Source organism: Amycolatopsis sp. NPDC114478 (genome assembly GCF_055633805.1).
Genome location: NZ_JBVKDO010000004.1, coordinates 422023 through 448425, shown reverse-complemented (window position 1 = coordinate 448425; position 26403 = coordinate 422023). Strand labels below are relative to the sequence as shown.

Here is a 26403-nt window from a genome sequence, read left to right as displayed (position 1 = left end):
AAGACGGGAAGGTGGCGGGATGAGGCACGGCGGGGCGACCGCGGAACGGGCCGGCGGCGGGGGAATCCTGGCCCGGCTCGGCATTCGCGGCAAGCTGAACCTGCTGCTCGTGCCCCCGCTCGCCGCGGTGGTGCTGGTGTCGGTGCCGTACGTGCTGACCCAGGCGAACAGCGCGGTGGCCGCGACGCAGTCGGCGACGGTGGCGCGGCACACCCAGCAGCTCGGCGGCCTGGTCTGGCAGCTGCAGCGCGAACGGCTGCTCACCGGCGCCTTCGTCGCGACGCCGTCGATGCCCCCCGACCAGATGCTCCAGCAGCAGAAGGCGGTGGACGCGGCGGTCGAGAACGTCCGGTCGTCGCTGGGTGCCGACGCGCCGGACGAGCTTTCCGCGGCCCTGACCCGGATCGGGTCGCTGAACGAGCTGCGGCACAACGCGCAGCTGCGCGGCGTCGCGCTCGACAGCGTCGCCCGCACCTACCACGCGGTGATCGGGGCGGTGATCGACTCGCTGCGGCTCGTCCCGCAGCTGACCGGTGACGCCGAGGGCACCCGCGAGCTGACCGCGCTGGAGGCGCTGCTGCGCGCGAACGAGGAGAACTCGTTGCGCGGCATGGCGTTGATCGTGACGGCGGTCTCGCCCGACGCCGGCCGGTCCATCCTGGACGACGCGACCCAGCAGGCGCCGATCTTCACCGAGCGGTTCGTCCAGCAGGCCGACGACGAAGAGGACCGCGGCCAGTCCGCGCTCGTCGTCAACGTCGAGGAGAGCGAAGCCGGCCGCCGGATCGACGACCTCGCCGCCCAGATCGGCAACCCGCGGGACCCGGCGGCCACCACCCGGTACGTCACCGACGTCCTCACCGCGTCGGAAAGCCAGGCGAGCCAGCGGAAACTGGTGCAGGAGCGGGTCACCGGCGAGATCGCCGACGCGGCGACCGGGCGAGCCGACGCCGGCACCCGGCTGGCCTGGACGGTCGGGGTCGGGGCCGGGCTGCTGTTCCTGCTGGTCGCCTTCCTCGCCGTCGCGGTCTCGCGGTCGATCGCCCGGCCGCTGCGGCGGCTGACCACGGCGGCGACGTCGGTCGCCGACCTCGCCGGCACCGAGCTCGTCCGCGTGACCGACACCGAGGAGGCCGAGGAGCAGGTCCCGCGGCTGGCCACCATCGACGTCGTCTCGAGCGACGAGCTGGGCAAGCTCGCCGCCGCGTTCAACCGGGTCCAGACCACCGCGGCCGAGCTGGTCGAACGGCAGGCGCTCACCCGGCGCAACACCAGCCTGATGTTCGCGAACGTCGCCAAGCGCACGCAGAACCTCGTCGGCCGCCAGCTCGCGCTGATCGACGAGGTCGAGCGCAACGAGCAGGACACCCGGCTGCTGGCCAGCCTCTACCGGCTCGACCACCTCTCCACCCGCCTGCGCCGCAACGCCGACAACCTGCTCGTGGTGTCCGGCACCCGTGACGAAGCCCGGATCGCCGGCCCGATCGAGCTGTCCACGGCCCTGCGTTCCGCGCTCGCCGAGATCGAGGACTACCAGCGCGTCAAGCTCGGGGTCGTCGCGGAGATCCTGCTGTCGTCGGCCCTCGGCGCCGACCTGGTGCTCGTGTTCGCCGAACTGCTGGAGAACGCGACGTCGTTCTCGCCGCCGGGGTCGGTGGTCGAGGTCGACACGATGATCCTCGCCGACGGCTCCTGCCTGGTGAACATCGTCGACCACGGCATCGGCATGACCGCCGAGAAGCTGGCCGAGGAGAACCAGCGGCTCGTCGAGCGCGAACGCCTGGAGCTGGCGCCGACCAGCGTGCTCGGCCTGTTCGTCGTCGGCCGCCTCGCGCGGCGCTACGACCTGCGCGTCGAACTGCTCGCGACGCCGACCACCGGCGGTGTGACCGCGCGGCTGACGATCCCGCCGTCGCTGTTCAGCCACCGTTCCGGGCTGCGGCCGCCGAGGGAGACACCGTCGATCCCGGCGCAGGCGCCCACCCCGGTCCACGCGCGGCCCGCGGAGGCCGTCGCGGTGTCCACTGTCGCGGTGTCCACTTCGGACGATCTGCGGCCGGCCGAGCCGTTGCCGGCGCCGGCGATCCCGGCGTTGCTCGACATCCCGCGCGCCAACGGCTTCCGCTGGTTCAACCAGCTCGAACCGGTGTGGCCGGACACCGAACCCGCCGAGCCGCCCGCGGCCGAACCGGACACCGAGTCCCGCGGTGGCCTGCGCCGGCGCGTCCGCGGCGCGCAGCTCCCCAGCCCGGGCACGACCGCGCCGGTGGCCGGGGAGAAACCGCGGCACGACCCGGACGCGACCAAGGCCGCCATGGACGGGTTCGAGAGCGCTTTCGCGAAGGCCGCCGAGGTCAGCGCGATGGAGCACGACCCGCCGTCCGCGCCGCCGACCGTCGTGACGGCACCAGTGCCCGCGCCGGGCGACGGCGCGTCGCTGCCGGTGCGCGTGCCCGGGGACTCGGCGATGCCCGCGTCGCACCGCGTCGCGACCCCGCCGGCCGGCGTCCCGGCCACCCCGCAGTCCCGGGACGGCCTGGTCCGCCGCGTCCCGGGTGCCCAGCTCGCCCCCGGACTGCGCCAGCAGCCCGCGGGCAGGCCGATCGCCCGCGCCGTCGTGAACCGCACCAGGCGGGACCCGGCGGCCGAGCGAGCGGCGTTCGACGCGTTCGCCGCCGGCCTCGCCAAGGCGGACGTGGTGACGGCAGACAGCCCGCCGCGAGGCGTGGTCGCCGGTCGTATGACGGAACGAGCAGAAGAGAGCAGGAAATGAGCATCCCCGCAGCTGGCGTCAGTGTCGAAGCCCAGAACTTCAACTGGCTGGTGAGCCGCTTCGCGCAGCACACGGCGGGCGCGATCGCCGCCATCGCGGTTTCGGCCGACGGCTTGCTGATCGCGATGTCGTCGGAGCTCGAGCGGTCCAACGCCGACCGCCTCGCCGCGATCTCCTCCGCCATGCTCGGCCTCGCCCACGGCGTCTCCGAAAGCCACCCGCTCGGCTCGCCGGACAAGGTGATCATCGAGCTGGAGCACGGGTACCTGCTGGTCTGCACCATCAGCATCGGCTGCTCGCTCGGCGTGCTGGCCAACAAGCAGGCGAGCCTCGGCACGATCGCCTACGAGATGGCGATGTTCGCCAACCGCGCCACCGAGGTCCTCACGCCGGGGCTCATCGAGGAGCTGAAGAACACCGTGGGTTCGTGATGACCGAAGAACCTTCGCTGCTTCGGCCGTACCTGATGACCTCGGGACGGGCCCAGCCGGTCGACCAGAGCCTGGAGATCGAGGCGCAGGTCATGACGTCCCGCCTGGGCGCGGCGTCGCACCCGAAGCTCACGTTCGAACGGCAGGAAATCGTTTCCCTCTGCCGCACCACCATGTCGGTCGCCGAGGTGGCGGCCATGCTCGGCCTCCACATCGGCGTCGCCCGCGTGCTGGTGGCCGACCTCGCCGAGCTGGGCTACGTCGTCGTCCGGCGGCCGGCGAACCACACGTCGCAAGACCTCGGCATGATCGAAAGGGTCATTCGTGGACTCGAAGCCATTCACTGAGGCGGCGCCCCGCCCACCGGCCCCGGTCAAGATCGTCATCGCGGGCGGCTTCGGCGTCGGCAAGACGACGGCGGTCGGCGCCATTTCGGAGATCAAGCCGCTGACGACGGAGGCGGCGATCACGTCGGTGGCGGCGAACGTCGACCGCACGGGCCACGTCCCGGCCAAGACCACGACGACGGTCGCGCTGGACTTCGGCTGCATCACCATCGACGACGAGGTCAAGCTGTACCTGTTCGGCACGCCGGGCCAGGACCGCTTCGGCTTCATGTGGCAGGACCTGGTCCACGGCGCCCTGGGGGCCCTGGTGATCGTGGACACCCGCCGCATGGACGACTGCTACCCGGCGGTCGACTACTTCGAGAACGCGGGCCTGCCGTTCGTGGTGGCGGTGAACATGTTCGACGGATCCCTGGGCCACAACCTGGACGACGTGCGGTGGGCGCTGGCGGTCAGCGAGGACGTCCCGCTGATCACGTTCGACGCCCGGCAGAAGCTTTCGGTGCGGGACGCCCTGCTGGCGGTCCTGCACAACACGTTCAAGAAGGCCCGTGCCCAGGCGGGCGCGGGGGCTTGAGGGCCCTTGGGTACACTGATCCACGGACCCCGCGCGGCGTCCACCCTGTGAACCTCCCCAGGGCCGGAAGGCAGCAAGGATAAGCAGGCTCTGACGGGTGCGCGGGGTCCCCTTCTTTTCGGGCTCCGGCTCTCGGGGCTTCGCCCCTTCGCCGGGCCCTTCACTTCGTCCTTTCACCCGGGGGCCGAGCCCCCGGACCCCCACGGTGCCTCCCTCGCGGGTCTGCGGGTCTGCCGCGGCCGTCCTCGCGGGTTGTCGGTCTGCCGGCCTCCTAGAACAGGCCCAGCACGTCGTCCGGGGGCTGCGGCGACGGCGGCCGGTCCTCGTCCGTGATCGGGGTCGCCCTTCCCGCCAGCTTGCGCAGCTCCGCGCCCTCCACGCACCTCGTCGGGAACGCCGCCGACGCCGTCCGGCGGGCCAGCTCCGCCGTCGGCAGCGGCGATGCCGATGCCGCGAACACCAAGTTGCCGAACCGGCGGCCCTTCAGCACCGCCGGGTCCGCCAGCAGCAGGACCTCCGGGAACACCTCGCGCAGCGTCGCCAGGAAACGACGGGCGAACGGCAATCCCGAGCCGTCCGTGATGTTGGCCAGGTAGATCCCCGGCGGGCGCAGGATCGTCGCGATCGCGCTCGTCGCCTCCACCGTCGCCAGACCGCCCGCCAGCGTCGCGCGCTCGAACGCGTCCACCACCGCCAGGTCCGCCGTTTCCGCGCGGCGGGTCGCCAGGCCGGCCCGGCCGTCCGTGACGCGGACGCGCAGGCCCGGCACCCGCAGCCCGAGCTGGGCGCGGACCAGCTCCACCAGCTCGCCGTCCGCGTCGAACACCAGCTGCCGCGAACCCGGGCGCGTCGCCGCCACGTACCGCGGCAAAGTGCAGGCCGCGCCGCCGATGTGCAGCGCGTCGAGGGGACCCGGCGGCAGGTGGTCCACGACGTCGCCGAAGCGCCGGACGTAGTCGAACTCCAGGTGGGCCGGGTCGTCGAGGTCGACGTACGACTGGGCGACGCCGTCCACCGACACCAGCCAGGCGTTGCCGCGGTCGGCGTCGCGCAGCAGCTCCGCCGTCCCGAACCGGACCGGGTACCGCCCGGGCACCGGACCGGGCTTCCGCGAACGACTCACGAAATCGGAGCGTATCGGAAACATTCCGCCCGGCCGCGCGATAAGGGGACGGAACGATCATCGATCGAGGGGGATTTCCTTGCGTGCAAACGCAGTAATCGTCGCCGCGGCGCTCGCCGCCGGTGTCTTCGCGACGCCGGCGGCCGCGGACGCGCTGCCCGACCGGGCCCAGGCCGTGGGGTACCTGGAAACCGGTGGGCCCGGCGTCGCCAGAGCCGCCGAGGCGGCCTTGCTCGGCAGCCCGGCCGACCTGCAGACCTTCCTGGCCACCGGCCGCCAGCGGGCCCAGGACGACGACGACCGGGTCCGGGTGACCCAGACGCTGTCGACCGGCGGCCCGGCCACCAAGCGCGCGGCGCAGCAGGCGCTCGACGGCACCATCGAGGACGTCCGCGCCTTCCTGGCCACCGGCCTCGCCCAAGCGCGCATCGCCGACGACCGCATCGCCGTCGGCCAGGCCATGAGCACCGGTGGCCCGGTCGTGAACGCACGCGCCCAGAAGGCGCTCGACGGCACGCCCGCCGACGTCCGGGCGTTCCTCGAGACCGGCCTGCAACAGGCGCGCGACACCGACGACCGCATCACCACGAACCAGGCGCTCGCCGCCGGCGGACCCGAGGTCCAGGCCGCCGCGCAGACCGCGCTCGACGGCACCCCGGCCGACGTCCGGTACTTCCTCTCCGTCTGGCGGCAGGTCGCCGCGAACGGGGACGCCGAGCTCGCCGCGGTCCAGGGACAGCTCGACGGCGCCAAGGCCGGCGCGGCCGCCCACCACCCGCTCATCGTGCGGCTCGCCGAGGAGCGGGCCCGGAAGCTCGCTTCGGCCGCGCGTCAGGCGAACACCGACCGGCTCGCCGCCCAGCAGTCCGCGGCCCAGCACGACGCCCAGGTCGCGGCGGCCGCGGCCGCCGACGCCGCGCAGCAGGCGCGTGACGCCGCCGCCCGCGCGGCGCAGGCCAAGGCCGACAACGACAAGCTGCTCGCCGACGCGGTCGACCCGGCGCTGACCGTGCCGAACGGCCGTCGCGCGTCGGTCTACCTGCTGCGCACCGGCGGCGCCGCCGTCAAGAACGCCGCCCGCACCGCGCTGAGCGGCACGGACGACGACGTCGTCACCTTCGTGCGCGGCGGGCTCGCCGTCGCGCAGGAGTCCGACGACCGCGCCGCCGTCGCGGCGATCGCGGCCGATCCCACGGCCCGCCCCGGGCTGCGGCAGGCCGCCCGCGACGCGCTCGCCGGGCCGTACGCCGGTGTCGCCGCGCTGCTGCGCACGCGGGACTACCCGGGCCGCGACACCGATGACCGCGTCGAGGTCAACCAGATCATGGCGGCCGGCGGTCCCGCGACGAAGTCGGCGGCGCAGCAGGCGCTGGACGGCACCGTCGCCGACGTCCGGGCGTTCCTGGCCACCGGCCAGTACGTCGCGCGGACGCACGACCTGCGGATCCGGGTGGCGCAGACGCTGTCGGAGGGCCCGGAGGTCACCGCGGTCGCGCAGGGCGTCCTGGACGGCCCGGAGTCGTACCTGCAGCCGTACCTGGACGGCGAACTGGGCAAGGCGCGGGCGCGTGACGCCTTCACCGCGGAGCACGTCGCCAAGGTGAACGCGCTCCTCGCGCAGCTGCCCTGACCGCACGGCGAAGGTTGTCGGTGGTGCCCGGTACCCTCGCGACGTGGCTCTCGCGCTGTACCGCAAGTACCGTCCGGCAACCTTCGCCGAGGTCGTCGGGCAGGAGCATGTGACCGAACCCCTCCGCACGGCGTTGTCCGCCGGGCGGATCAACCACGCCTACCTCTTCTCCGGTCCACGCGGCTGCGGGAAGACGTCGAGCGCGCGCATCATGGCGCGCTCGCTGAACTGCGTGAAGGGGCCGACGCCGGACCCGTGCGGCGAGTGCAACTCGTGCAAGGCGCTTGCGCCGGAGGGCTCGGGCAGCGTCGACGTCACGGAGCTGGACGCGGCGAGCCACGGTGGTGTCGACGACGCCCGCGAGCTGCGGGACAAGGCGTTCTACGCGCCGGCCGAGTCGCGGTACCGGGTGTTCATCATCGACGAGGCGCACATGGTCACCACGCAGGGCTTCAACGCCCTGCTGAAGATCGTGGAAGAGCCGCCCGAGCACGTCATCTTCATCTTCGCGACGACCGAGCCGGACAAGGTGCTGACCACCATCCGCTCGCGCACGCACCACTACCCGTTCCGGCTGATCCCGCCGAGCTCGATGCGCGCGCTGCTGGAGCGCAACATCGCCGCGGAGGGCGTCGAGGTCGAGCCGTCGGTGTACCCGCTGGTCATCCGCGCGGGCGGCGGCTCGGCGCGTGACACGCAGTCGGTGCTGGACCAGCTGCTGGCGGGCGCGGGCCCGGACGGCGTCTCGTACTCGCGCGCGGTGGCGCTGCTGGGCGTCACGGACGTCGCGCTGATCGACGACATGGTCGACGCGCTGTCGACGGAGGACGCCGCGACGGTCTTCTCGACGGTGGAGAAGCTCGCGGAGGCGGGTCACGACCCGCGCCGGTTCGCGACGGACCTGCTCGATCGCCTGCGCGACCTGGTGCTGCTGCGCGCGGTGCCGGACTCCGCGGGCGGGCTGGTGTCCGCGCCGGAGGAAGAGCTGACCCGGATGGTGGCGCAGGCGGAACGCATCGGCCTGGCGACGCTGTCCCGGTACGCGGACATCGTCCACAATGGACTTCTGGAGATGCGCGGCGCGACTTCGCCGCGGCTGGTGCTCGAACTGTTGTGCGCGCGGATGCTACTGCCGTCGGTGACGGAGGCGGAGAACGCGCTCTTGGCGAGGCTCGAACGGCTGGAGCGCCGGGCGACGCTGGCCGGCGGCGGTGGCGCGCCGGCGGAGGGTGGCGTGGAGCCCCCGCTGCGAGCGGCGCCGGAGAAGGAGTTTTCCCGGCCGTCGCAGCGCGCGGGTTCGGCCGGCCCGGCGCCGGTGGCGGCTCCGGAACCGGCCGCACGGCCGGCACCCGCCCCAGCCGCGGCGGCCGGGCCCAGCGCCGCGCCGGGTCAGTCCGCTGATGGAGGGCGGGGAACCCCGCGCACCCCGGCCGCGCAGCCCGCTGCGGCGGCTCCGGCGACCCAGCCTGCCGATGGTGGTTGGGGAACTCCGCGTACCCCGGGCGGCGGCACCCCGGCCCCGGCGGAGCAGGCCCCCGCGACCCAGCCTGCCGATGGTGGCTGGGGAACTCCGCGTACCCCGGACGGCGGCACCCAGGCGCCGGCGGGACAGGCCCCCGCGGCCCAGTCCGCCGATGGCGGTTGGGGATCCCCGCGCACTCCCGGCGGCGGTACGCCCGCCCCGGCGGCGGAACCGCCCGCCGCGGCCGAACCCAGCGCCCCCGCGGCGTCCGGCGGGTTCGATGCCGCCGCGATCCGGAACGTCTGGCCGCAGCTCATGACCGCCCTGCGCAAGTTCACCGGCGGGCGGAGCCTCGAGGCGATGCTCACCCAGGCCACGGTCGCGAGCGTCGACGGGAACGCCGTCACCCTCACCCACAAGTCCGAACCGCTGGCCCGCCGGCTGTCCGACCAGGACAACGCGCAGAAGATCGCCGGCGCGCTGACCGACGTCCTGGGTGGCGACTGGCGGGTCCGCTGCGTCCACGGCAACGCCTCGGCCGCCCCCGCCGCCCGGACGCAGCAGGCCGCGCCCGCGCCGGAACGATCGTTCACCCGGCAGTCGACGGCCGCCGCCGCGGCGCCCGCACCGGCGCCGGAACGGCCCGCGCCCGCCCCGGTCGCCGCCGCGCCGGCGCGGCCGAAGGTGACCACCGCCGAGCCGGACATCCCGCTGCCCCCGGAACCCGCCGACGAGGACGACGAAGACCTCTACAACGAGGACGCCAGCCCGGCCCCGCCGCCGCCCCCACCGCCGCCGGACCAGGACCCGGACGAGGTCGCCCGCAAGCTCCTCGCGGACCACCTCGGCGCCCGCCCCCTGGACTGACGGTCACGCCGCCCAGGGGCCGATGCCCGTCACCCGGTCCGCGGTGATCCGCACGATCACCGCGGTCGGCGAGCCCTGGTTGCCCAGCAGGTACTTCGGCACGCCGAGGTACCGCTGAGCCTGCCGGTCCATCAAGGCCGTGAACTCGTCGGCGATGTCCGGGCCGACGACCCGGGCCGTCCCCCGGACCAGCAGGTACTGCGGCAGCCCGCGCGCGTCGTGCCCGTCGTGGTCCTCGATGAGCACGGTCACCCGCGGGTCGCGGCGGATGTTGCGCACCTTGGGCCGCCGCCCCTCCATGCCCATCACGATCTCGTCGCCCTCGCGGCTGGCCCAGACCATCGAGGTCTGCGGCGAGCCGTCCGGGTTGATCGTCGTCAGCACGGCGTTGAACGGCCGCTCGAAGAGGCGGTGGCAGCTTTCGGGGAGTTCCATGCTCCCGAGCCTAGGAACCCGAAAGGTACTGCTGGGTACCTTGGTTCCCATGGGTGACTTCTCCCGCGACGTCTTCCTCGCCGACTGCCCGGCCCGGCTGGCGATCGAGATCATCGCCGACATCTCCCGCAAGGTCCTCACCCAGACGTTGCGCAAGCTCCAGGGCTACGGCCTCGTCGACCGCCGCGCGTACGCCGAGGCGCCGCCCCGCGTCGAGTACCGCCTGACCGAGCTCGGGCAGACCCTCGTCGAGCCGATCGGCGTCCTCACGAAGTGGGCCACGGTCAACGGCGACGCCGTCGTCGCGGCTCAGGACGCCAGGTAGGCCTCGATCGCCGCCGCGATCGCGGACGCGTACTGCTGGCGTCCCTCCGGGCTCGTCATCCGGGCCGCCTCCGCCGCGTTGCGCATGTTGCCGCACTCCACCAGCGCCGCCGGGCGCGTCGACAGGTTCAGCCCGGCCAGGTCCGCTCGCGCCGACAGGCCGTCGCCGCCGATGTAGTTCGACGTGCTGAAGCCGTCCGTGCGCAGCGTGTCCCGGACCACCTGCGCCAGCCTCGTCGACGGCTCGCCCTGCGCCGCGTTCAACGGCGGTGACGAGTACGCCACGTGGAAGCCGTTCGCGCCCGCCGCGGTCGAGCCGTCCGCGTGGATCGAGACGACCGCGTCGGCGTTCGCCTCGTTGCCGATCGCCGCCCGGCGGTCGACGCAGGGGCCGACGCCGCTGTCGTCCTGTCGCGTGTAGACGACGCGGATTCCCTTGGCCGCCAACGCTTTTCCGACGCGCTGCGCGACGTCCCAGGTGAAGGCGTGCTCGGGGTAGCCGGCGTTGGTCGCGGTGCCCGTGGTGTTGCACGGCTTGGTCTGCCCGCGGCCCGCGGGTACCTGCCGGTTGATCTCGGCCGGGTGCGCGGCGTTCCCGCCGTTGTGCCCGGGGTCCAGCACGACGACCTTCCCGGACGCGACCGGCGGCGCGGCGACCGACGAAGACGGCGGCGCGACCGAAGCCGAAGAACCCGGCGGAGTGGACGTCACGGTCGTGGGCGTCACCGTCCTGGTCGTCAAAGAGGCAGGCGCCGCCGGGACGTCGCCGGAGCACCCGGTGAGCAGCAGGGCACCGGCCAGCAGGAGGGGGACAATCGCGCGTCGCACGGCGACCACGGTGCCACAGCCCGGCGCCCCGCGTGGCGCGACTACCCTGGTGGATGACACAGGCGTGCAGAGAGGATCGAGCGAACCATGGCGCAACCCGGCGGCGGCTTCGACATTTCCCAGCTTATGCAGCAGGCGCAGCAGATGCAGCAGAAGCTCGTCGAGGCCCAGGAAGAGCTCGCCAACACCGAGGTCACCGGCAGCGCCGGCGGCGGGCTGGTCACCGCGACCGTCTCCGGTGACAGCCAGCTGAAGAGCCTCAAGATCGACCCGAAGGTCGTCGACCCGGACGACGTCGAGACGCTGTCCGACCTGATCGTGGCGGCGGTCCGCGACGCGTCGGCGAGCGCGCAGAAGCTCACCGAGCAGAAGCTCGGCCCGCTGGCCGGTGGCCTCGGCGGCGGTGGCGGCATGCCGGACCTCGGCAGCCTCGGCTTCGGCGGCTGACGAACTTGTACGAAGGTGTCGTCCAGGACCTGATCGACGAGCTCGGGCGGCTGCCCGGGGTCGGGCCGAAGAGCGCCCAGCGGATCGCGTTCCACCTGCTGGCCACCGACCCGGCCGACATCGCGCGGCTGCAGGACGTGCTCGGCAAGGTCAAGGAGGGCGTGCAGTTCTGCGAGGTGTGCGGCAACGTCTCCGAGCAGCAGAAGTGCCGCATCTGCCGCGACGAGCGCCGCGACCTCACGATCATCTGCGTGGTCGAGGAGCCGAAGGACGTCCTGGCGGTCGAGCGGACGCGTGAGTTCAAGGGCCGCTACCACGTCCTGGGCGGCGCGCTCGACCCGTTGTCGGGCATCGGGCCGGAGCAGCTGCGGATGCGCGAGCTGCTCAAGCGCATCGGCGAGGCGGACATCAAGGAGATCATCATCGCCACCGACCCCAACACGGAGGGCGAGGCGACGGCGACGTACTTGGTGCGCATGCTGCGGGACTTCCCGGGCTTGAGCGTGACGCGGCTGGCGTCGGGCCTCCCGATGGGCGGTGACCTGGAGTTCGCGGACGAGCTGACCCTGGGCCGCGCGCTCTCGGGCCGCCGTGCCCTTTGACGGGCGTCCGGTTCCGCGGATCCGGACGCTCCTGCTGATCGGGCGGGGGCGGAAGGGGCGGTACCTCGACATCGCCGACTGCGCCGAGCTGCCCGGGTCCGCGAAGTCCGGCCTCGTGGAAGGCTCGATCGAGCTGCCGTTCGGAGAGCCCGCCGTCATCGGCCGCACCACGCTCGACACCGAGGTCGTGATGATGTGGTCCGACATCGCCGGCCTCGTGGCCCGGTACCGCGAGGCGGGCAAGGCCACGACGAGCCTGCCCGACCAGCCCGGCGAACTCCGGCTCGAGGCGATCCCCGGCGGCCTGGCGCGGCTCACCGTGGCGTACAGCGAAGACGCGAGCCTGACCAATGTCGCCGGCGAGGAGGACCTGCTCGCCGCCCTCGCGTTGGGCGGGGTCGGGTTCTTCGAGAAGCTCGGCGAGCTGACCGGCCGCTTCCACGACGAGGAGATCGCCAAGCTCACCGGTCGAAGCGGCGCAGGTCGTACAGGTCCATCAGCCTGATCACCTTGTTCGCGTACTCCGGGTCGGTGGCGTACTTCCGCGCCACCGCCTGGACGAACGCGTCCGGATCATCCCGCACCGGCAACGCCGCCGCGTAGTTCGATGACGTCGTCAACAGCCGTCCGTAATCGCGGAACGAGTCGGAAACCGACGCGTACGAGCGGAAAAACGCGTCCACCGGGTGGCACGGCGACGGAATGCACTCCGTCGTCGGGTACCGGGCGCACCGCAACGCGATCGGCCCCGGGCTCGTCGGCGTCACGCACTTGAAGCCGAAGTAGTTCAGCTCGTTCACCGACAGCTTGCTGCGGCCCCAGTTCGACTCCAGGATCGACTGCGCCACCGTCACCGACGCCGGGATGTCGTACGCCGCGTGGATCGCCCGCGCGATCGGGCCCGCCTCGCCGACGTACGCCTCCTGGAAGCCCGACGAAAGCGCGTCGTCCCGCACCGCCGTCTGGTCGATGGGCGGCGGGACCACCGCCAGCAGCGCCACCAGTCCGATGTGGATCATGGGCGAAAGCTGCCCGATCGCCGCCCGAGCGGCGACCGGGATCACTCCAACGGGGTCCTCAGCAGTAGCCGAGCTGCGCCAGCGTGTCGACGATGATCTCGGACGGGTGGTACTTGTCCATCCAGGACTCACCGCGCCGGTTCTGGTACGTGTCGAGGAAGTTCTGCAGCTTGTCGCCGCGCATTTCGGTCAGCACGACCGTCTCGCCGAGGTGCTGCGGCGTCTCGGTGCGCTCGCGGTGCACCGCGCACGGCAGGCCGAGGTAGTAGCACTCCGCCGAAAGACCACCCGAGTCGGTGACGACGTACTCGGCGCGCGCCACCAGCGGGAGGAACTTCAGGTAGCGCATCTTCGGCTGGACGATGAACTGGTCGTCGAAGATGTTCCCGATGCCCAGCGAGCGGATCTTCTCGCGCTCCGGCGCGCCGGCCATGTACAGGATCGGCATCTTGCGGCTCTGCTCGCGCAGGATCTCCAGCGCCTCGCGGTACTTGTCCGGGCGCGAGACCAGCTCGAAGCGGTGCAGCGTGGCCAGGCCGAACTTCTCCGGCAGGTTCGGCACGTCCAGCGGTTGGTTGATCGCCAGCCGCATCGCGTCGATCGCCGTGTTCGCCTCGGTGTCCACGACCACGCCGCGGGCGTTGCGGAGGTTGTTGACCTCGCGGATGCTCGGCGCGAAGTGGATGTCGACGATCTTCGCCGCGATCTTGCGGTTGAGCTCCTCGGGCAGCGGCGACAGGATGCTGCCCGACCGCGCGCCCGCCTCGACGTGGCCGACGCGGGACTTGAGGATCCGCTTACCGATCAGCGAGCCGTACGGCGTGGTGAACGTGTCGCCGTGCACCAGCACGAGCGGGGGACGGCCGTCCTCGGTCAGCGCGGCACGCAGCTCGTGGCGGCGGCTCCAGGCGGTGCGCATGACCTGCGCCGCCCAGCCCGGCACCTGCGCCGGCGACTCGAGGTTGTGGGCCTTCTCCTCCGGCACCAGCCAGACGTCGGGCGCCGGCATGTTCAAGTCCGCGAGGACGTCCGCGACCTCGTCGACGTGCTGCGCGGTGAACCAGATCTTCGGCCGCATCCCGCGCTCGCGGATCCCGTGGTAGACGGGCGCGATCTTGATCAGTTCCGCGGTGGTGCCGAGAATGAAGGAAATCACCGTGAAGGCCCATTTCTGGTCGGGTGCGGTGGCGCAAGGATACTGGCCGACCCGCCGCCGGGACCGCCGGGTAGCCTCGGCCCGGTGAGTGCGAACCCGCTCCTCCCCTCGCTCAGCGTCGTGATCCCGGTCTACAACGAGCAGGACTGGATCGAACGCAGTGTCGGCGCGCTGCTCGCCTCGGCCGAGACGGCCAACTGGCCGATCGAGGTCGTCGTCGTCGACGACGGCAGCACCGACGCCACGCCGTCGCGGCTCGACGAGCTGCGCGAACGCCACGGCATCACCGTCGTCAGCCAGGCCAACGCGGGCCGGTTCGAGGCCCGGCGGGCGGGCCTCGCCAAGGCCGGCGGGGAGCAGATCCTGCTGCTCGACAGCCGGGTCGTGGTGGACGACGGCGCGCTGACCTTCCTGCGCGACCAGCTCGTCGACCACCCCGAGCGCACGGTGTGGAACGGGCACGTCAACGTCGCCTCCGAAAACAACCCGTACGCCGGTTTCATGGCCGGGCTGGTGAAGATTCCCTGGCGCCGCTACTGCGCCGACCCGCGCCTGATGTCCTTCGGCATCGAGGAGTTCGACCTCTTCCCGAAGGGCACCGGATTCTTTTCCGCGCCGCGCGGCGTTCTCGAGGCAGCTTCGGACGCTTTCGTGTCGCTGTTCGACGACGTGCGCTTCGCCAGTGACGACACCGGTGTCCTGCGCTGGATCGCCGAGCGCCACCGCATCCACCTCGCTCCGGGCTTCTCCGCGACCTACCACGGGCGCGACAGCTTCAAGAAGTTCGCCGCGCAGGCCTACTTCCGCGGGACGACCTTCGTGGACTCCTACCTCGGCTCGCCGGGCCCGGCCCGCAACGGCCTGTTCGCCGCGTTCGGCGTCGGCGTGCTGGGCCTCGGCCTGGCGCTGCGGAAGCCGAAGACGGCCGTGGTGCTCGCGGCCGCCGGTTCGGCCGCGGCCGGTGCCGCCGTGACGCGCTTCGGCGCGACGAACGCGGAGGCCAAGGCCGTCGCGAAGCTGGCCCCGGTGTTCGGCGCCGGCTTCGGTGCCGGTGCCGTCCGCGGCCTCGTCATGGCGGTGCGCGCCCGCCGGCGGCGGGGACGATGAGCTCACCGGTGACCCACGAGTCCGACGAGGCCGACGGGCGCAGCCTGGCGAAGGAAACCGGGCGCTCGGCCGGGAAGATCGGCGTCTCGCTGCTCGTCGCGATCGCGCTCGGCTACGTGCTGACGCTGCTCGCCACCCGCTGGCTCGGGCCGGAGAACAGCAAGGTCTACCTCTCGTTCTGGGGCATCCTGATGGGCCTCGGCAGCGCGCTGTCGCCGCTGGAGCAGGAGCTGTCCCGCCAGTCCGCGGTGGCCGCGCTCGACGGCGGCAAGGCCGGCAAGCCCGCGCTGCGCGCCCTGACCGTCGGCGCCGTGACCGTGGCCGTCGTCGCCGGGCTGACGATGGCGGTGCCGGTGCTGTCGGACCGGCTCTACGCCGGGAACGCCGCGCTCGGCGTCATCGTGCTCTGCGGCGCGATCTCGTTCGCCTGCCAGTTCGCCGCCCGCGGCCTGCTCGTCGGGCAGCAGCGGATCAAGCCGTACTCCTGGCTGGTCGTGGCCGAGGCCGCGGTCCGCGTGCTCGTGCTGTTCGGGATCGCCGCCGCCGGCCTCACCGGCGTGACGTCGTACGCGATCGCGGCCGCGGCGGGCTCGTTCGCCTGGCTGCTGTTCGTCAAGCCGGTCTCCGGGCTGGTCGACCCGCACGCCGACGGCGAGGGCTGGGGCCCGGTGACCGGCCGGATCCTCGTCCTGCTGACCGGCGCCGCGCTGACGGCGAGCGTCATCACCGGCTACCCGGCGATGGTGAGCCTGCTCGCGCCCGGCGGGTCCGAACGCGCCGTCGGCGTCCTCTTCGCGACGCTCACCGTGTCCCGGGTGCCGCTGCTGCTGCTCTCCCCGCTGCAGGCGCTCGCCGTGCCGACGGTCGTCCGGCTTTCCGGCACCGAGGACGGGCAGCACCGGCTGCGGAAGCTCCTCGCGGTCGGCGCGCTCGGCACGATCGTCGTCGGCGTGGTCGGCGCGCTGGTCGGCTGGCTGATCGGGCCGTGGCTGGTCTCCCTGCTCTACGGCTCGGGCTTCGTCGCCCAGGGCTGGTGGGTGGCGTGGATGGTGTGGGGTGCGGTGCTGCTCACCGCGCTGCAGCTGATGACGGCCGTGCTGGTGGCCCGCAAGGAAGCCAACAAGGTGCTGGTCACCTGGGCCGTGGTCGCGGTCGCCACCGCCGCGACGCTGCTGCTCGTGCCGGGTGACCCGATCCTCAAGGCGGTCGCCGGGCTGGCCGGGGGCCCGACGCTGGGTCTCGTGGTCGTGTTGATGTTCGTCTTGCGGCGCCCGGGCAACGTGCGGCCTGCTCCGGACGTCCCAGTAGGGTGACCCCGGCCGGACCCGGGACAGGGCGGCGTGAAACGCCGGTGAGGTTGGACAGCGGAAACCATGAACGTACTTCTGGTCGTGCTCGCCTTCTGGCTGCCGGGCCTCGTCTTCGGGGCGGCGATCCGGCTGCGTGGCTGGCTGCTCGCCGCGGCCGCGCCGATCCTGACGTTCGGCATCGTCAGCCTGGGCGTCCCGGTGCTCGGCGGCCTCGGCATCCGCTGGACCACGCTCGACGTCGCGTTGTGGACGCTCGTGCTGTCGGTGGTCGGCTTCGGGCTCGCGTTCGGAGTGCAGCGGTTCACCGCGCGCCGCCACCCGGACTGGGCCGAGAAGGACGCCGCCGCGGCCGCACCCGCCCGCTCGCTGCGCGAGCACCTGCTGATCGGCGCCGGCGTCGGGGCCGGCAGCCTCGTCGGGATCGTCACGTTCCTGCGCGGCGCCCGCGGCCTCAACCAGGTCCAGCAGGGCTGGGACGCGCCGTTCCACGCCAACCTCGTCCGCTGGATCGCCGAGCACGGCGACGCCCGGCCCTCGACCGTCGGCACCATCGCGAACCTGCCGAACCAGACGAACTACTTCTACCCGGACACCTACCACGCCCTGCTCGCGCTGGTCTTCGACAAGGCCGGCCTGGCGATGATGCCGACGCTCAACATGGGCGCGCTCACCGTCATCCTGTGCGTGCCGATCGGCGTCGCGGCGATGTGCCACGTCTGGCGGATGCCCACGCTGGCGGTCGCCGCGGCCGCCGCGGTGTCGGCGTCGTTCACCAACTTCCCGTACGACTCGCTGTGGCGCGGCCCGCTGTGGCCGTACGTCGCCGGGGTCGCGCTGATCCCGGCGATGCTCGCGCTCGCGCGCCGGCTCCTGGAGCCGCGCGGGATCTCCGGCCCGGTCGCGATCGGCGTCGGCGTCGCGGGCCTGATCGGCCTGCACACCAGCGTCGCGTTCGTCGTCGTCGTGTACTTCCTGCTGATCCTGCTCGCGGTGCTCTTCAAGTTCGAGCCGATCGACTGGCGCCGGTCGGCGGCCTCGCTCGGGGCCACGATCGCGCTCGCCGTCGTCTGCGGGCTGCCGCTCGCGCTGCCTTCGCTGTACAACGCCGGCGGCGTGACGAGCGCGTACTGGGCGTCGGAGGCCACCGTCACCGGCGGCCTCGGGGAGACCATCACCTTCTCGCCGATGGCCGCGTTCCCGCAGTGGTGGATCGGCGTGCCCGCCCTGATCGGCGTCTTCCTGCTGGTGAAGCACCGCCGGATGCTGTGGATGGTCGCCGCCTACGTCGTGTTCGGCGGCTTGTTCGCGGCCACCGTGTCGCTCGAGACGCCGCTCATCCACACCCTGACCGGCATCTTCTACAACGACCACTGGCGGATCGGCGCGCTGGTCCCGCTGGCCGGCGCGGTCGCGTTCGGCGAGTTCACCGACACCGCCGCCCGCTGGTTCGCGCGCAAGGCCGGCGGCCGGCTGCCGACCGTCTCACCGGCGACGCTCACCGCGGTCGGTGTCGTGCTGCTCGTGGTCGTCGTGGGCGGCCTGAGCCGCGGTGGCTACATCGGCCGCAACGCCGCCCGCCTGCAGATGAACTACAGCGGCGGCCCGACGGTCAGCAACGACGAGCGTTCGGCCTTCGACTGGCTCGCCGGGCACGTCGCGCCGGGCGAGCGGGTGATGAACGGCAAGGCCGACGGCTCGGTCTGGATGTACGCGCTCGACGGCGTCCAGCCGGTCGAGTGGACGTTCTACGGCGCCGAGGGGAACACCCCGGCCGGCTACCTCGGGGTCTACCTCGACGACATCGACAAGTTCCCGCGCGTGCGGGAACTGCTCACCGACCTCAAGGTCCGGTACGTCTTCGTCGGCAAGGGCAAGGTCACCCCGGACACGAACAACGGGCCCGGCCTGAACCACCTCGACGCCACCACCGGCTTCAAGGTCGTCTTCCGGAACCCCGGTGCCACGGTCTACGAGATCGAGGGTCAGCAGGGCGTCGTCTCAGCTGGGGCCGCTCCCGGGTCCGGGGCCGGTAACGGGCAGTGAAAGGCTAGAGTGATCGCGTGTCCAGCACCTCTGTGACCAGCCGCCGCGTGCTCATCGTGATGCCCGCGCTGAACGAGTCCGCGAGCGTCGCTTCGGTCATCGACCAGGTGAAACGCGCCCTCCCGGACGGCGACCTGCTCGTCGTCGACGACGGCTCGGTCGACGAGACCGCCAAGCTCGCCCGCGCGGCCGGGGCCGAGGTGGCCCGCCTCGCGGTCAATCTGGGCGTCGGCGGCGCGATGCGCACCGGGTTCCGCTACGCAGCCGCTCGCGGGTACGACGTCGTCGTGCAGGTGGACGCGGACGGCCAGCACGACCCGGACGAGCTCGACGCGCTGCTGCGCGGGCTGGACGACGCCGACATCGTGATCGGTTCCCGGTTCGCCGGCAAGGGCTCGTACAAGGCCAGCGGGCCGCGCAAGTACGCGATGGTCGCGCTCTCGCTCGTGTTCTCGCGGCTGGCGAAGACCAAGCTCACCGACGTCACGTCGGGGTTCAAGGCGATGGGGCCGCGCGCGATCAAGCTGTTCGCCGGCTACTACCCGGCGGAGTACCTCGGGGACACCGTGGAGTCCCTGGTCATGGCCATCCGGGCCAAGCTGACCATCAAGGAGATCCCGGTCGTCATGCGGGAACGCGCGGGCGGCACGCCCAGTCACTCGCCGCTCAAGTCGGCCGTCTACCTGAGCCGGGCCGGGCTCGCACTGCTGCTGGCGCTGGTGCGTCGCCGCCCGGCGGTCGACTCCTCCGACTCGGCGTAAGGGGAAGCAGAAATGCAGGGTTGGCGCATTCTCAGCATCATCGTCGCCTGCGTCGTGCTGTTCGTCGTCCTCGAGATGATGCGACGGCGGAAGCTGCGGGAGAAGTACGCGGGCGTGTGGCTCGTCGTCTCGATCGGTGTGGTCGTCCTCGCGGTGCTGCCGCAGGCGGCCGACTTCCTCGCCAAGCACACCGGCGTCCAGACGCCGTCGAACTTCGTCTTCCTCCTCGCCGGCGTCGTGCTGGCCCTGGTGTCGCTGCACCTCTCGACCGAGGTCGGGCACCTGGAGGAGGAGGTGCGCACGTCGGTCGAGGAGATCGCGCTGCTGCGCTGCGAGCTCGAGGACGCCAAGCGCGAGCTGGCGGGCCGGATCAGCGAGCTGGAGGCGCGCACGACCGCGCCGGACGATGTCAAAGGGCTTCCCGAGGTCGAGCGCGTCAGCAAGTGACCGCGTGATCGACGCCCTCCTCGCCGCGCCCGCGCGGCTGGGAGCGGTGCGGCTGCTGGCCGTCGATGGCCCGTCGGGCGCCGGGAAGTCCACACTGGCCGCCCAGGTCGTCGCCGACCTGCGTGCGCGCGGCTGCCGGACCGAGCTGGTGAGCACCGATGCCTTCGCGACGTGGGAAGACCCGGTCTCGTGGTGGCCGCGGCTGGTGAACGGCGTTCTGAGGCCTCTCGCGGCCGGCGTCGAAGGCGCTTACCGGCCGATGGACTGGACAAGCGGGACGCCGCGGCCGGGCGAGCTCGTCCGGGTGCCCGTGCCGGACGTCCTGGTGCTGGAAGGCGTCTCGAGCGGCCGCACTTCGGTAAGACCCCTGCTTTCGCACCTCTGCTGGCTTTCCGGCGGCTCCGATGCCGACCGGCTGGCCAGAACCGTGGCACGGGACGGCGAGGCCGCACAGGCCGAACTGGACCGCTGGCAGCGCTTCGAGCGCGGCTGGTTCGCCGTCGACGGCACTCGCGCGGCCGCCGGCACCCGACTTTCGTAGGGGTTCGTTCGGTCACCGTGCGTGAACGCTGGACTCCGGATCGATCAAGGTGGAACGGTTGCGCCACCACGACCGGGCTAACGTTGGTACCGCCATCTGAGTTAGTGATCCGGCACCGGGTGCGGTTGCGGGCCACAAACGGTCACATTTTGTCACGAATTATGGACACATTGCGGTCAAATCGGTGCCCACGTAGCGCGATCGTAACCTCACGTACTTAAGCCTGGGCCGAGTTCCCGCTAGTGTCGCGGGGCACACCGATCGTCCGTCGAGTTCCTGACCGACCGGACGGTGACTTTGATCCCGAACATCTCCCAAGGGGTGCCAGATGCAGCAATTGCGGCTGACCCGAACACGCCGCGTGGCCCTGATCGGGCTCGCCGGCGCGCTCGCGGTTTCGCTGTCCGCTTGTGCGGAATCCAAGCGTGATGAGGGCGCGGGGGGTGGTTCCGGGGGCACGATGATCTTCGGTGCGGCCGGTAACCCGAAGTTGTTCGACCCGATCTTCAACGATGAGGGCGAGACTTTCCGGATCACGCGGCAGATCTTCGACACGCTGATCCAGAACAAGCCGGGCACCGCCGACCTCGAGCCCTCCCTCGCCGAGAAGTGGGAGCCCAGCAACGACGGCAAGACCTGGACCTTCAGCCTGAAGCAGGGCGTGAAGTTCTCCGACGGCACCGCCTTCGACGCGACCGCGGTCTGCTTCAACTTCGACCGCTGGTACAACATGAAGGGCGCCGCCGCCCAGAGCCAGATGATCTACTACGCCGACGTCTTCGGCGGGTTCGCCAAGAACGAGAGCGCCGACTACAGCGACCCGGTCTACAAGAGCTGCGAAGCCAAGGACCCGGCGACCGCGGTCGTGAACCTGAACAAGGCCAAGGGCGCGTTCCCGGCGGCGTTCACGTTGCCGTCGTTCGCGATGCAGAGCCCGGCCGCGCTGAAGCAGTACAACGCGGACCAGGTCACGCAGAGCGGTGACTCGTTCACCTACAGCGAGTACGCGAACAAGCACCCGGTCGGCACCGGGCCGTTCAAGTTCGACAGCTGGGACCAGGGCAAGGGCGAGATCACCCTGTCCAAGAACGACACCAGCCCGACCCAGACGGCCAAGCTCGACAAGCTGATCTTCAAGGTCATCCCGGACGAGAACGCCCGCAAGCAGGCGCTCAAGGCCGGCGACATCCAGGGCTACGACTACCCGGCGCCCGCCGACTACAACCTGCTGCGCGGGGACGGCGAGCAGGTGCTCGTGCGGCCGCCGTTCAACGTGCTGTACCTGGGCATCAACCAGTCCGGCCCGGCCGGGGAGAAGCTGAAGGACGTCCGCGTCCGCCAGGCGCTGGCCTACGGCATCAACCGCGAGCAGTTCGTCAAGAGCAAGCTGCCCGAGGGCTCCGAGGTCGCCACCGAGTTCGTCCCCAAGACGATCTCCGGCTACACCGACGACGTCACCAAGTACCCGTACGACCAGCAGAAGGCCAAGGACCTGCTGCAGCAGGCCGGCGCGACGAACCTGACGCTGAAGTTCTACTACCCGACCGAGGTCACGCGTCCGTACATGCCGAACCCGGCGGACGTCTTCACGTCGATCTCCGAGGACCTGAAGGCCATCGGCATCAAGGTCGAGGCCGTCGCCAAGCCGTGGAACGGTGGCTACAAGGACGACGTCCAGAAGTTCGGCAAGCAGGACCTGCACCTGCTCGGCTGGACCGGTGACTACAACGACGCCGGGAACTTCGTCGGCACCTTCTTCGGCCGCAAGAAGCCGGAGTTCGGGTTCGACAACCCGCAGCTGTTCCAGGCGCTGTCCGCCGCGGACGCTTCGCCCGCCGGCGACGCGCACGCCAAGGCGTACCAGGAAGTCAACAAGCAGATCATGGACTACCTGCCCGCCATCCCGATCTCCTACGGCCCGCCCGCCATCGTGGTCGGCCCGAAGGTCAAGGGTCTGGTCGCCAGTCCGCTGACCGACGAGCGGTTCAACACCGTGACCGTGAACTGAGTTCTGCCTAGAGAGCATGGGGTGGGCGCTACCGCGCCCACCCCATGCCCGTACCTCCCGGGCTGGCCCCAAAGGACACCAAGTGCTCCGTTTTCTCCTGCGTCGGCTGCTACAAGCGATACCGACGCTGCTCATCCTGTCCATCCTGGTCTTCGCCTGGCTCCGCTCGCTGCCCGGAGGGCCCGCGGCCGCCCTCCTCGGCGACAAGGCCACGCCGGAGAAGATCGCCAACCTCAACCACGTGCTGGGGCTCGACCAGCCGGTCATCATCCAGTACTTCAAGTTCCTCGGCCGCGCCTTGACCGGTGACTTCGGCGCCTCGCTGGTCTCGACCCAGCCGGTGATGTCGGAGATCGGCACGTTCCTGCCGGCCACCATCGAGCTGGGGATCTCCGCGATGATCGTCGCGGTGCTCATCGGCATCCCGGCGGGCTACCTTTCGGCGCGCTACCGCGGTGGCGTCGCCGACAACGTGATCATCGTGCTGACCCTGGTCGGCGTCGCGGTCCCCGTCTTCTTCCTCGGCTACATGATGCAGGACCTGCTCGCCGGCCCGCTGGGCCTGCCGTCGCAGGGCCGGCAGACCGCCGGGCTCGACGCCACCGCCGTCACGAACTTCGCCGTCCTCGACGGCATCATGACCAGCGAGTGGGACGCCGTCTGGGACGCGATCAAGCACCTGATCCTCCCGGCGTTCGCGCTCGCGACCATCCCGCTCGCGGTGATCACCCGGATCACCCGCGCGTCGGTGCTCGAGGTCCTCAACGAGGACTTCATCCGCACGGCCAACTCCAAGGGCCTCACGCAGCCGGTGGTCCGCCGCCGGCACGTGCTGCGCAACGGCCTGCTGCCCGTGGTCACCACGATCGGCCTGCAGACCGGCGCGCTGCTCGGCGGCGCGGTGCTGACCGAGCGCGTGTTCAACTTCCGCGGCCTCGGGTTCCTGCTGGCCGAAGGCATCGAACGGCGTGACTACCCCCGGCTCCAGGCACTGCTGCTGTTCGGGGCTCTGGTGTACGTGCTGGTGAACATGCTGGTCGACGTCTCGTACGGGATCATCGACCCGAGGGTGCGTGTGCGATGAACACTTTGGTGAACAAGAAGAAAGAGCCGATCGACAAGCTCGCCGCGGCGAGCGGGCAAAGCCTCGGCGGCGAAGCCCTGCGGCGGATGCTGCGCAGCCCGGTCGCCATCACCGGCGCCGCGATCACCGGCCTCTTCGTGCTGCTGGCGGTGTTCGCGCCGCTGATCGCGCCCAAGGACCCGTTCGAGCGGTACCTGCAGGACAAGGTCGCCCTCGGCCAGGGGATCATCCCGGGCGCCCAGCCGGGCTTCCCGCTCGGCGTGGACGACTTCGGCCGCGACGAGCTGTCGCGGCTGATCGTCGGCGCGCAGAACACCCTCCTCGTCGGCGTGCTGGCCACGGTGATCGGCGTGCTCCTCGGCGTCGTGATCGGCGGGCTCGCCGGCGCGTTCGGCGGCTGGGTCGACACCGTCCTCATGCGACTCGTCGACGTCATGCTGTCGGTGCCGTCGCTGCTGCTGGCCATCTCGGTGGCGGCGCTGTTCGCCAAGCCGAGCCAGTGGACGGTGATCCTCGCCGTCTCGATGATCGGGGTACCGATCTTCGCGCGGCTGCTGCGCGGTTCGATGCTGGTGCAGCGCAGCAGTGACCACGTCCTCGCGGCGACGTCGCTGGGCGTGAAGCGCGGCGCGATCGTGTTCCGGCACATGCTGCCGAACTCGCTCGGCCCGGTCATCGTGCAGGCGACGCTGACCCTGGCGACCGCCATCCTGGAGGCCGCGGCGCTGTCGTTCCTCGGTCTGGGCGACCCGGACCCGAACCGGGCGGAGTGGGGCATCATGCTGAGCAAGGGTGCCCGGCAGTTCCTCGACGTCCGGCCCGAGCTGGCGTACTACCCCGCGATCGCGATCATCGTCGTCGCGCTCGGGTTCACGCTGCTCGGCGAGTCCCTCCGCGAAGCCCTCGACCCGAAGAACAGGCGGTGAACCCCGATGGCACTCCTTGAGGTCCGTGATCTCACGGTCCAGTTCGTCCGCCGTGGCGAGCAGTCGTTCACCGCGGTGGACAACGTCAGCTTCGACGTCGAACCGGGCCAGACCGTCGGCCTGGTCGGCGAGTCCGGCTGCGGCAAGTCCGTGACGTCGCTGGCGATCATGCGGTTGCTCGCCAAGCGCGGCAACAAGGTCAGCGGCTCGGTGCGCTTCGAAGGCACCGACCTGCTGCGGTTGTCCGACCGCGAAATGCGCGACCGCCGCGGCCGCGACCTCGGCATGGTGTTCCAGGACCCGCTGTCCTCGCTGAACCCGGTCATCCCGATCGGGCTGCAGATCACCGAGGTGCTGGAGCGCCACCGCGGGATGTCGCGCAAGGCGGCGTCCGTCGAAGCGGTGGACCTGCTCGACAAGGTCGGCATCCCCGACCCGTCGCGCCGGCTTTCCGAGTACCCGCACCAGCTTTCCGGTGGGATGCGGCAGCGCGCGCTGATCGCGATCGCGCTGGCGTGCCGGCCGCGGCTGCTCATCGCCGACGAGCCGACCACCGCGCTGGACGTCACCATCCAGGCGCAGATCCTGGCGCTGCTGCGGGAACTGGTGCAGGACACCGGCACCGCGCTGATCATGATCACGCACGACCTCGGCGTCGTCGCCGGGCTCTGCGACGAGGTCAACGTGCTCTACGGCGGTAAGATCGTCGAGCGCGCGCAGCGGCACCAGCTGTTCGCCGAGCCGCGGCACCCGTACACGCACGGGCTGCTCGCCTCGATCCCGCGCCTGGACGCGGGCCGCGGCGAGAAGCTGATCCCCATCCGGGGCTCGGTGGCCGACAACATCCCGTGGGACCACGGGTGCGCGTTCGCGCCGCGCTGCCCCAACGCGCTGCAGGTCTGCCGCGAGGTCCAGCCGCAGCTGGTGCCCGACCAGGGCGCGCTGCTGCGCTGTCACAACCCCGTGCGGCCCGCGGTCGCCGCGGGAGGAGGAGCCCGATGACCCGTCCTGCTGGTGACGTGCTGCTCGAGGTCAGCGACCTCAAGGTGCACTTCCCGATCAAGCGCGGCGTCGTGTTCGACCGGACGGTCGGGCACGTCTACGCGGTCGACGGCGTCGACCTGGCCATCCGCCGTGGCGAAACCTACGGCCTGGTGGGCGAATCCGGCTGCGGCAAGTCCACTTTGGGCCGGGCGATCCTGCGGCTCAACGAGCCGACCGCCGGTTCCGTGAAGTTCGACGGCACCGACGTCGCTCAGCTCAAGGGAGAGGAACTGCGGAAGGCCCGGCGCCGGATGCAGATGATCTTCCAGGACCCCATGTCCAGTTTGGACCCGCGCCAGTCGGTCGAGTCCATCCTCGTCGAGGGCATGCACGCGCACGGCCTCGACAAGGACAAGGACGCCACCCAGCGGCGGCTGCGGCAGCTGCTGGCCGCGGTCGGCCTCCCGGAGACGTCGCTGCGCAAGTACCCGCACGAGTTTTCGGGTGGGCAGCGCCAGCGCATCGGCATCGCGCGGGCGCTGGCGGTGGAGCCGGACCTGATCGTCGCCGACGAGCCGGTGTCCGCATTGGACGTTTCGGTGCAGGCCCAGGTCGTCAACCTGCTGGAGGACCTGCAGGACCAGCTCGGCCTGACGTACGTGGTGATCGCGCACGACCTCGCGGTGGTGCGCCACATCTCCGACCGCATCGGCGTGATGTACCTGGGCGCGCTGGTCGAGGAGACCGACGCGGACTCGCTGTACCGGGACCCGCTGCACCCGTACACGCGGGCGCTGCTGTCGGCCATCCCGGTGCCGGACCCGCAGGTCGAGGACACCCGCGAGCAGATCCTGCTCGCCGGTGACCTGCCCTCGCCCGCCAACCCGCCGTCGGGCTGCCGCTTCCACACGCGCTGCCCGTGGAAGCAGGCGAGCCTGTGCGACACCGACCGCCCGCAGCTGCGCGAGATCGGCGGCGGGCACCGGGTGGCGTGCCACTACGCGGAGGACATCCGCGACGGGCGCATCCAGCCGCACGAGGTCGAGCCGGAGCTGGTGGAGCTCACCGGGGCGCTGAACCCCGACCTGGGCCCGCCGGACGTCGGCACGGCCGCCGAGATCCTCTGAGTTCTCGTTTTGCGGGGCCGGCCGGGGTTTTCGCCCCGGCCGGC

At 71.6% G+C, this 26403-nt stretch carries 26 protein-coding genes and 1 other RNA gene; 22 read left to right on the top strand and 5 right to left on the bottom strand.

Annotated elements, in window-relative coordinates:
• Positions 1-19 precede the first annotated feature (19 nt).
• The 5 genes from ACZ7OH_RS14845 (at position 20) to ffs (ending at position 4244) form a co-directional block, all read left to right on the top strand.
• The gene (locus tag ACZ7OH_RS14845; protein WP_470281273.1) at positions 20-2773 is read left to right on the top strand and encodes a sensor histidine kinase; all 2754 of its coding nucleotides are present in this window, start codon (positions 20-22) and stop codon (positions 2771-2773) included.
• Entirely contained in the window at positions 2770-3204 is a 435-nt protein-coding gene (locus ACZ7OH_RS14840; RefSeq protein WP_361087652.1) for a roadblock/LC7 domain-containing protein, read from the top strand. Before ACZ7OH_RS14845 ends, ACZ7OH_RS14840 begins: the two co-directional genes overlap by 4 nt.
• Positions 3204-3551, top strand: coding sequence for a DUF742 domain-containing protein (locus ACZ7OH_RS14835; RefSeq protein ID WP_364447434.1), 348 nt, complete (start codon positions 3204-3206; stop codon positions 3549-3551). The genes ACZ7OH_RS14840 and ACZ7OH_RS14835 overlap by 1 nt, the downstream gene beginning before the upstream one ends.
• Positions 3529-4128: a GTP-binding protein gene (locus tag ACZ7OH_RS14830; protein ID WP_400896539.1), complete on the top strand. Its 600-nt coding sequence runs from the start codon at positions 3529-3531 to the stop codon at positions 4126-4128. Before ACZ7OH_RS14835 ends, ACZ7OH_RS14830 begins: the two co-directional genes overlap by 23 nt.
• A gap of 21 nt (positions 4129-4149) precedes the next feature.
• Positions 4150-4244: signal recognition particle sRNA small type (ffs, locus tag ACZ7OH_RS14825), an RNA gene on the top strand.
• A gap of 155 nt (positions 4245-4399) precedes the next feature.
• Here the strand turns inward: ffs and ACZ7OH_RS14820 are convergent.
• Positions 4400-5275, bottom strand: coding sequence for a spermidine synthase (locus ACZ7OH_RS14820; RefSeq protein WP_470281272.1), 876 nt, complete (start codon positions 5273-5275; stop codon positions 4400-4402).
• Positions 5276-5330: 55 nt separating this feature from the next.
• Between ACZ7OH_RS14820 and ACZ7OH_RS14815 the strand changes: the two genes are divergently transcribed.
• Together ACZ7OH_RS14815 and ACZ7OH_RS14810 are read left to right on the top strand one after the other, a co-directional pair.
• Positions 5331-6881, top strand: coding sequence for an ALF repeat-containing protein (locus ACZ7OH_RS14815; RefSeq protein WP_470281271.1), 1551 nt, complete (start codon positions 5331-5333; stop codon positions 6879-6881).
• A gap of 43 nt (positions 6882-6924) precedes the next feature.
• Entirely contained in the window at positions 6925-9210 is a 2286-nt protein-coding gene (locus ACZ7OH_RS14810; protein ID WP_470281270.1) for a DNA polymerase III subunit gamma and tau, read from the top strand.
• A gap of 3 nt (positions 9211-9213) precedes the next feature.
• Here ACZ7OH_RS14810 and ACZ7OH_RS14805 read toward each other — a convergent pair whose 3' ends face one another.
• Positions 9214-9645, bottom strand: coding sequence for a TIGR03618 family F420-dependent PPOX class oxidoreductase (locus tag ACZ7OH_RS14805; RefSeq protein ID WP_470281269.1), 432 nt, complete (start codon positions 9643-9645; stop codon positions 9214-9216).
• A gap of 49 nt (positions 9646-9694) precedes the next feature.
• Here ACZ7OH_RS14805 and ACZ7OH_RS14800 point away from each other — a divergent pair, with 49 nt between their 5' ends.
• Positions 9695-9970, top strand: a complete 276-nt coding sequence (locus ACZ7OH_RS14800) for a winged helix-turn-helix transcriptional regulator (RefSeq protein ID WP_470281268.1) — start codon at positions 9695-9697, stop codon at positions 9968-9970.
• Here the strand turns inward: ACZ7OH_RS14800 and ACZ7OH_RS14795 are convergent.
• A complete protein-coding gene (locus ACZ7OH_RS14795) occupies positions 9955-10806 on the bottom strand; it encodes an N-acetylmuramoyl-L-alanine amidase (RefSeq protein ID WP_470281267.1) in 852 nt (283 codons plus the stop codon). The genes ACZ7OH_RS14800 and ACZ7OH_RS14795 overlap by 16 nt on opposite strands.
• A 78-nt stretch (positions 10807-10884) precedes the next feature.
• Here ACZ7OH_RS14795 and ACZ7OH_RS14790 point away from each other — a divergent pair, with 78 nt between their 5' ends.
• The 3 genes from ACZ7OH_RS14790 to ACZ7OH_RS14780 are packed head-to-tail and all read left to right on the top strand — an operon-like array spanning position 10885 to position 12351.
• Entirely contained in the window at positions 10885-11244 is a 360-nt protein-coding gene (locus ACZ7OH_RS14790; protein ID WP_400896527.1) for a YbaB/EbfC family nucleoid-associated protein, read from the top strand.
• Between the two features lie 5 nt (positions 11245-11249).
• Positions 11250-11846: a recombination mediator RecR gene (gene recR, locus ACZ7OH_RS14785; RefSeq protein ID WP_400896525.1), complete on the top strand. Its 597-nt coding sequence runs from the start codon at positions 11250-11252 to the stop codon at positions 11844-11846.
• Complete coding sequence (locus tag ACZ7OH_RS14780) at positions 11836-12351, top strand: hypothetical protein (RefSeq protein WP_470281266.1); 516 nt, start codon at positions 11836-11838, stop codon at positions 12349-12351. The genes recR and ACZ7OH_RS14780 overlap by 11 nt, the downstream gene beginning before the upstream one ends.
• Here the strand turns inward: ACZ7OH_RS14780 and ACZ7OH_RS14775 are convergent.
• Complete coding sequence (locus tag ACZ7OH_RS14775; protein ID WP_470281265.1) at positions 12308-12865, bottom strand: glucosaminidase domain-containing protein; 558 nt, start codon at positions 12863-12865, stop codon at positions 12308-12310. The two genes, ACZ7OH_RS14780 and ACZ7OH_RS14775, sit on opposite strands and share 44 nt — an antisense overlap.
• A 58-nt stretch (positions 12866-12923) precedes the next feature.
• Positions 12924-14021: a UDP-N-acetylglucosamine 2-epimerase gene (locus ACZ7OH_RS14770; protein WP_470281264.1), complete on the bottom strand. Its 1098-nt coding sequence runs from the start codon at positions 14019-14021 to the stop codon at positions 12924-12926.
• An 84-nt stretch (positions 14022-14105) separates the two neighbouring features.
• On the opposite strand from ACZ7OH_RS14770, the gene ACZ7OH_RS14765 reads away from it, so the two are divergent.
• The 11 genes from ACZ7OH_RS14765 (at position 14106) to ACZ7OH_RS14715 (ending at position 26359) form a co-directional block, all read left to right on the top strand.
• Positions 14106-15128 (top strand): glycosyltransferase family 2 protein, encoded by a 1023-nt coding sequence (locus tag ACZ7OH_RS14765; RefSeq protein ID WP_470281263.1) that lies wholly within the window; start codon positions 14106-14108, stop codon positions 15126-15128.
• A gap of 8 nt (positions 15129-15136) precedes the next feature.
• Positions 15137-16441 (top strand): polysaccharide biosynthesis protein, encoded by a 1305-nt coding sequence (locus ACZ7OH_RS14760; protein ID WP_470281262.1) that lies wholly within the window; start codon positions 15137-15139, stop codon positions 16439-16441.
• A gap of 60 nt (positions 16442-16501) precedes the next feature.
• Positions 16502-18481, top strand: a complete 1980-nt coding sequence (locus ACZ7OH_RS14755) for a DUF6541 family protein (protein ID WP_470281261.1) — start codon at positions 16502-16504, stop codon at positions 18479-18481.
• A gap of 59 nt (positions 18482-18540) precedes the next feature.
• Complete coding sequence (locus ACZ7OH_RS14750) at positions 18541-19242, top strand: glycosyltransferase family 2 protein (RefSeq protein WP_400897562.1); 702 nt, start codon at positions 18541-18543, stop codon at positions 19240-19242.
• Positions 19243-19254: 12 nt separating this feature from the next.
• Positions 19255-19689: a DUF2304 domain-containing protein gene (locus ACZ7OH_RS14745; RefSeq protein ID WP_400896511.1), complete on the top strand. Its 435-nt coding sequence runs from the start codon at positions 19255-19257 to the stop codon at positions 19687-19689.
• A 52-nt stretch (positions 19690-19741) separates the two neighbouring features.
• The gene (locus ACZ7OH_RS14740) at positions 19742-20230 is read left to right on the top strand and encodes a uridine kinase family protein (protein WP_470281455.1); all 489 of its coding nucleotides are present in this window, start codon (positions 19742-19744) and stop codon (positions 20228-20230) included.
• Positions 20231-20558: 328 nt separating this feature from the next.
• Positions 20559-22238 carry an ABC transporter substrate-binding protein gene (locus ACZ7OH_RS14735; RefSeq protein ID WP_470281260.1) on the top strand — a complete coding sequence of 560 codons (1680 nt, stop codon included), beginning with the start codon at positions 20559-20561 and terminating at the stop codon, positions 22236-22238.
• A gap of 82 nt (positions 22239-22320) precedes the next feature.
• On the top strand, positions 22321-23322 hold the full coding sequence (locus tag ACZ7OH_RS14730) for an ABC transporter permease (protein ID WP_470281259.1): 1002 nt from the start codon (positions 22321-22323) through the stop codon (positions 23320-23322).
• Entirely contained in the window at positions 23319-24248 is a 930-nt protein-coding gene (locus ACZ7OH_RS14725) for an ABC transporter permease (RefSeq protein WP_470281258.1), read from the top strand. The genes ACZ7OH_RS14730 and ACZ7OH_RS14725 overlap by 4 nt, the downstream gene beginning before the upstream one ends.
• 6 nt (positions 24249-24254) lie before the next feature.
• Positions 24255-25250, top strand: coding sequence for an ABC transporter ATP-binding protein (locus tag ACZ7OH_RS14720; RefSeq protein ID WP_400896501.1), 996 nt, complete (start codon positions 24255-24257; stop codon positions 25248-25250).
• Entirely contained in the window at positions 25247-26359 is a 1113-nt protein-coding gene (locus ACZ7OH_RS14715; protein ID WP_470281257.1) for an ABC transporter ATP-binding protein, read from the top strand. Before ACZ7OH_RS14720 ends, ACZ7OH_RS14715 begins: the two co-directional genes overlap by 4 nt.
• Positions 26360-26403: the final 44 nt, after the last annotated feature.

Coding starts and splice junctions, on each gene's coding strand:
- ACZ7OH_RS14845 (WP_470281273.1), top strand. CDS start 20: ATGAGGCACGGCGGGGCGACCGCGGAACGGGCCGGCGGCGGGGGAATC.
- ACZ7OH_RS14840 (WP_361087652.1), top strand. CDS start 2,770: ATGAGCATCCCCGCAGCTGGCGTCAGTGTCGAAGCCCAGAACTTCAAC.
- ACZ7OH_RS14835 (WP_364447434.1), top strand. CDS start 3,204: ATGACCGAAGAACCTTCGCTGCTTCGGCCGTACCTGATGACCTCGGGA.
- ACZ7OH_RS14820 (WP_470281272.1), bottom strand. CDS start 5,275: ATGTTTCCGATACGCTCCGATTTCGTGAGTCGTTCGCGGAAGCCCGGT.
- ACZ7OH_RS14805 (WP_470281269.1), bottom strand. CDS start 9,645: ATGGAACTCCCCGAAAGCTGCCACCGCCTCTTCGAGCGGCCGTTCAAC.
- ACZ7OH_RS14800 (WP_470281268.1), top strand. CDS start 9,695: ATGGGTGACTTCTCCCGCGACGTCTTCCTCGCCGACTGCCCGGCCCGG.
- ACZ7OH_RS14790 (WP_400896527.1), top strand. CDS start 10,885: ATGGCGCAACCCGGCGGCGGCTTCGACATTTCCCAGCTTATGCAGCAG.
- ACZ7OH_RS14775 (WP_470281265.1), bottom strand. CDS start 12,865: ATGATCCACATCGGACTGGTGGCGCTGCTGGCGGTGGTCCCGCCGCCC.
- ACZ7OH_RS14755 (WP_470281261.1), top strand. CDS start 16,502: ATGAACGTACTTCTGGTCGTGCTCGCCTTCTGGCTGCCGGGCCTCGTC.
- ACZ7OH_RS14750 (WP_400897562.1), top strand. CDS start 18,541: ATGCCCGCGCTGAACGAGTCCGCGAGCGTCGCTTCGGTCATCGACCAG.
- ACZ7OH_RS14745 (WP_400896511.1), top strand. CDS start 19,255: ATGCAGGGTTGGCGCATTCTCAGCATCATCGTCGCCTGCGTCGTGCTG.
- ACZ7OH_RS14735 (WP_470281260.1), top strand. CDS start 20,559: ATGCAGCAATTGCGGCTGACCCGAACACGCCGCGTGGCCCTGATCGGG.
- ACZ7OH_RS14725 (WP_470281258.1), top strand. CDS start 23,319: ATGAACACTTTGGTGAACAAGAAGAAAGAGCCGATCGACAAGCTCGCC.
- ACZ7OH_RS14720 (WP_400896501.1), top strand. CDS start 24,255: ATGGCACTCCTTGAGGTCCGTGATCTCACGGTCCAGTTCGTCCGCCGT.
- ACZ7OH_RS14715 (WP_470281257.1), top strand. CDS start 25,247: ATGACCCGTCCTGCTGGTGACGTGCTGCTCGAGGTCAGCGACCTCAAG.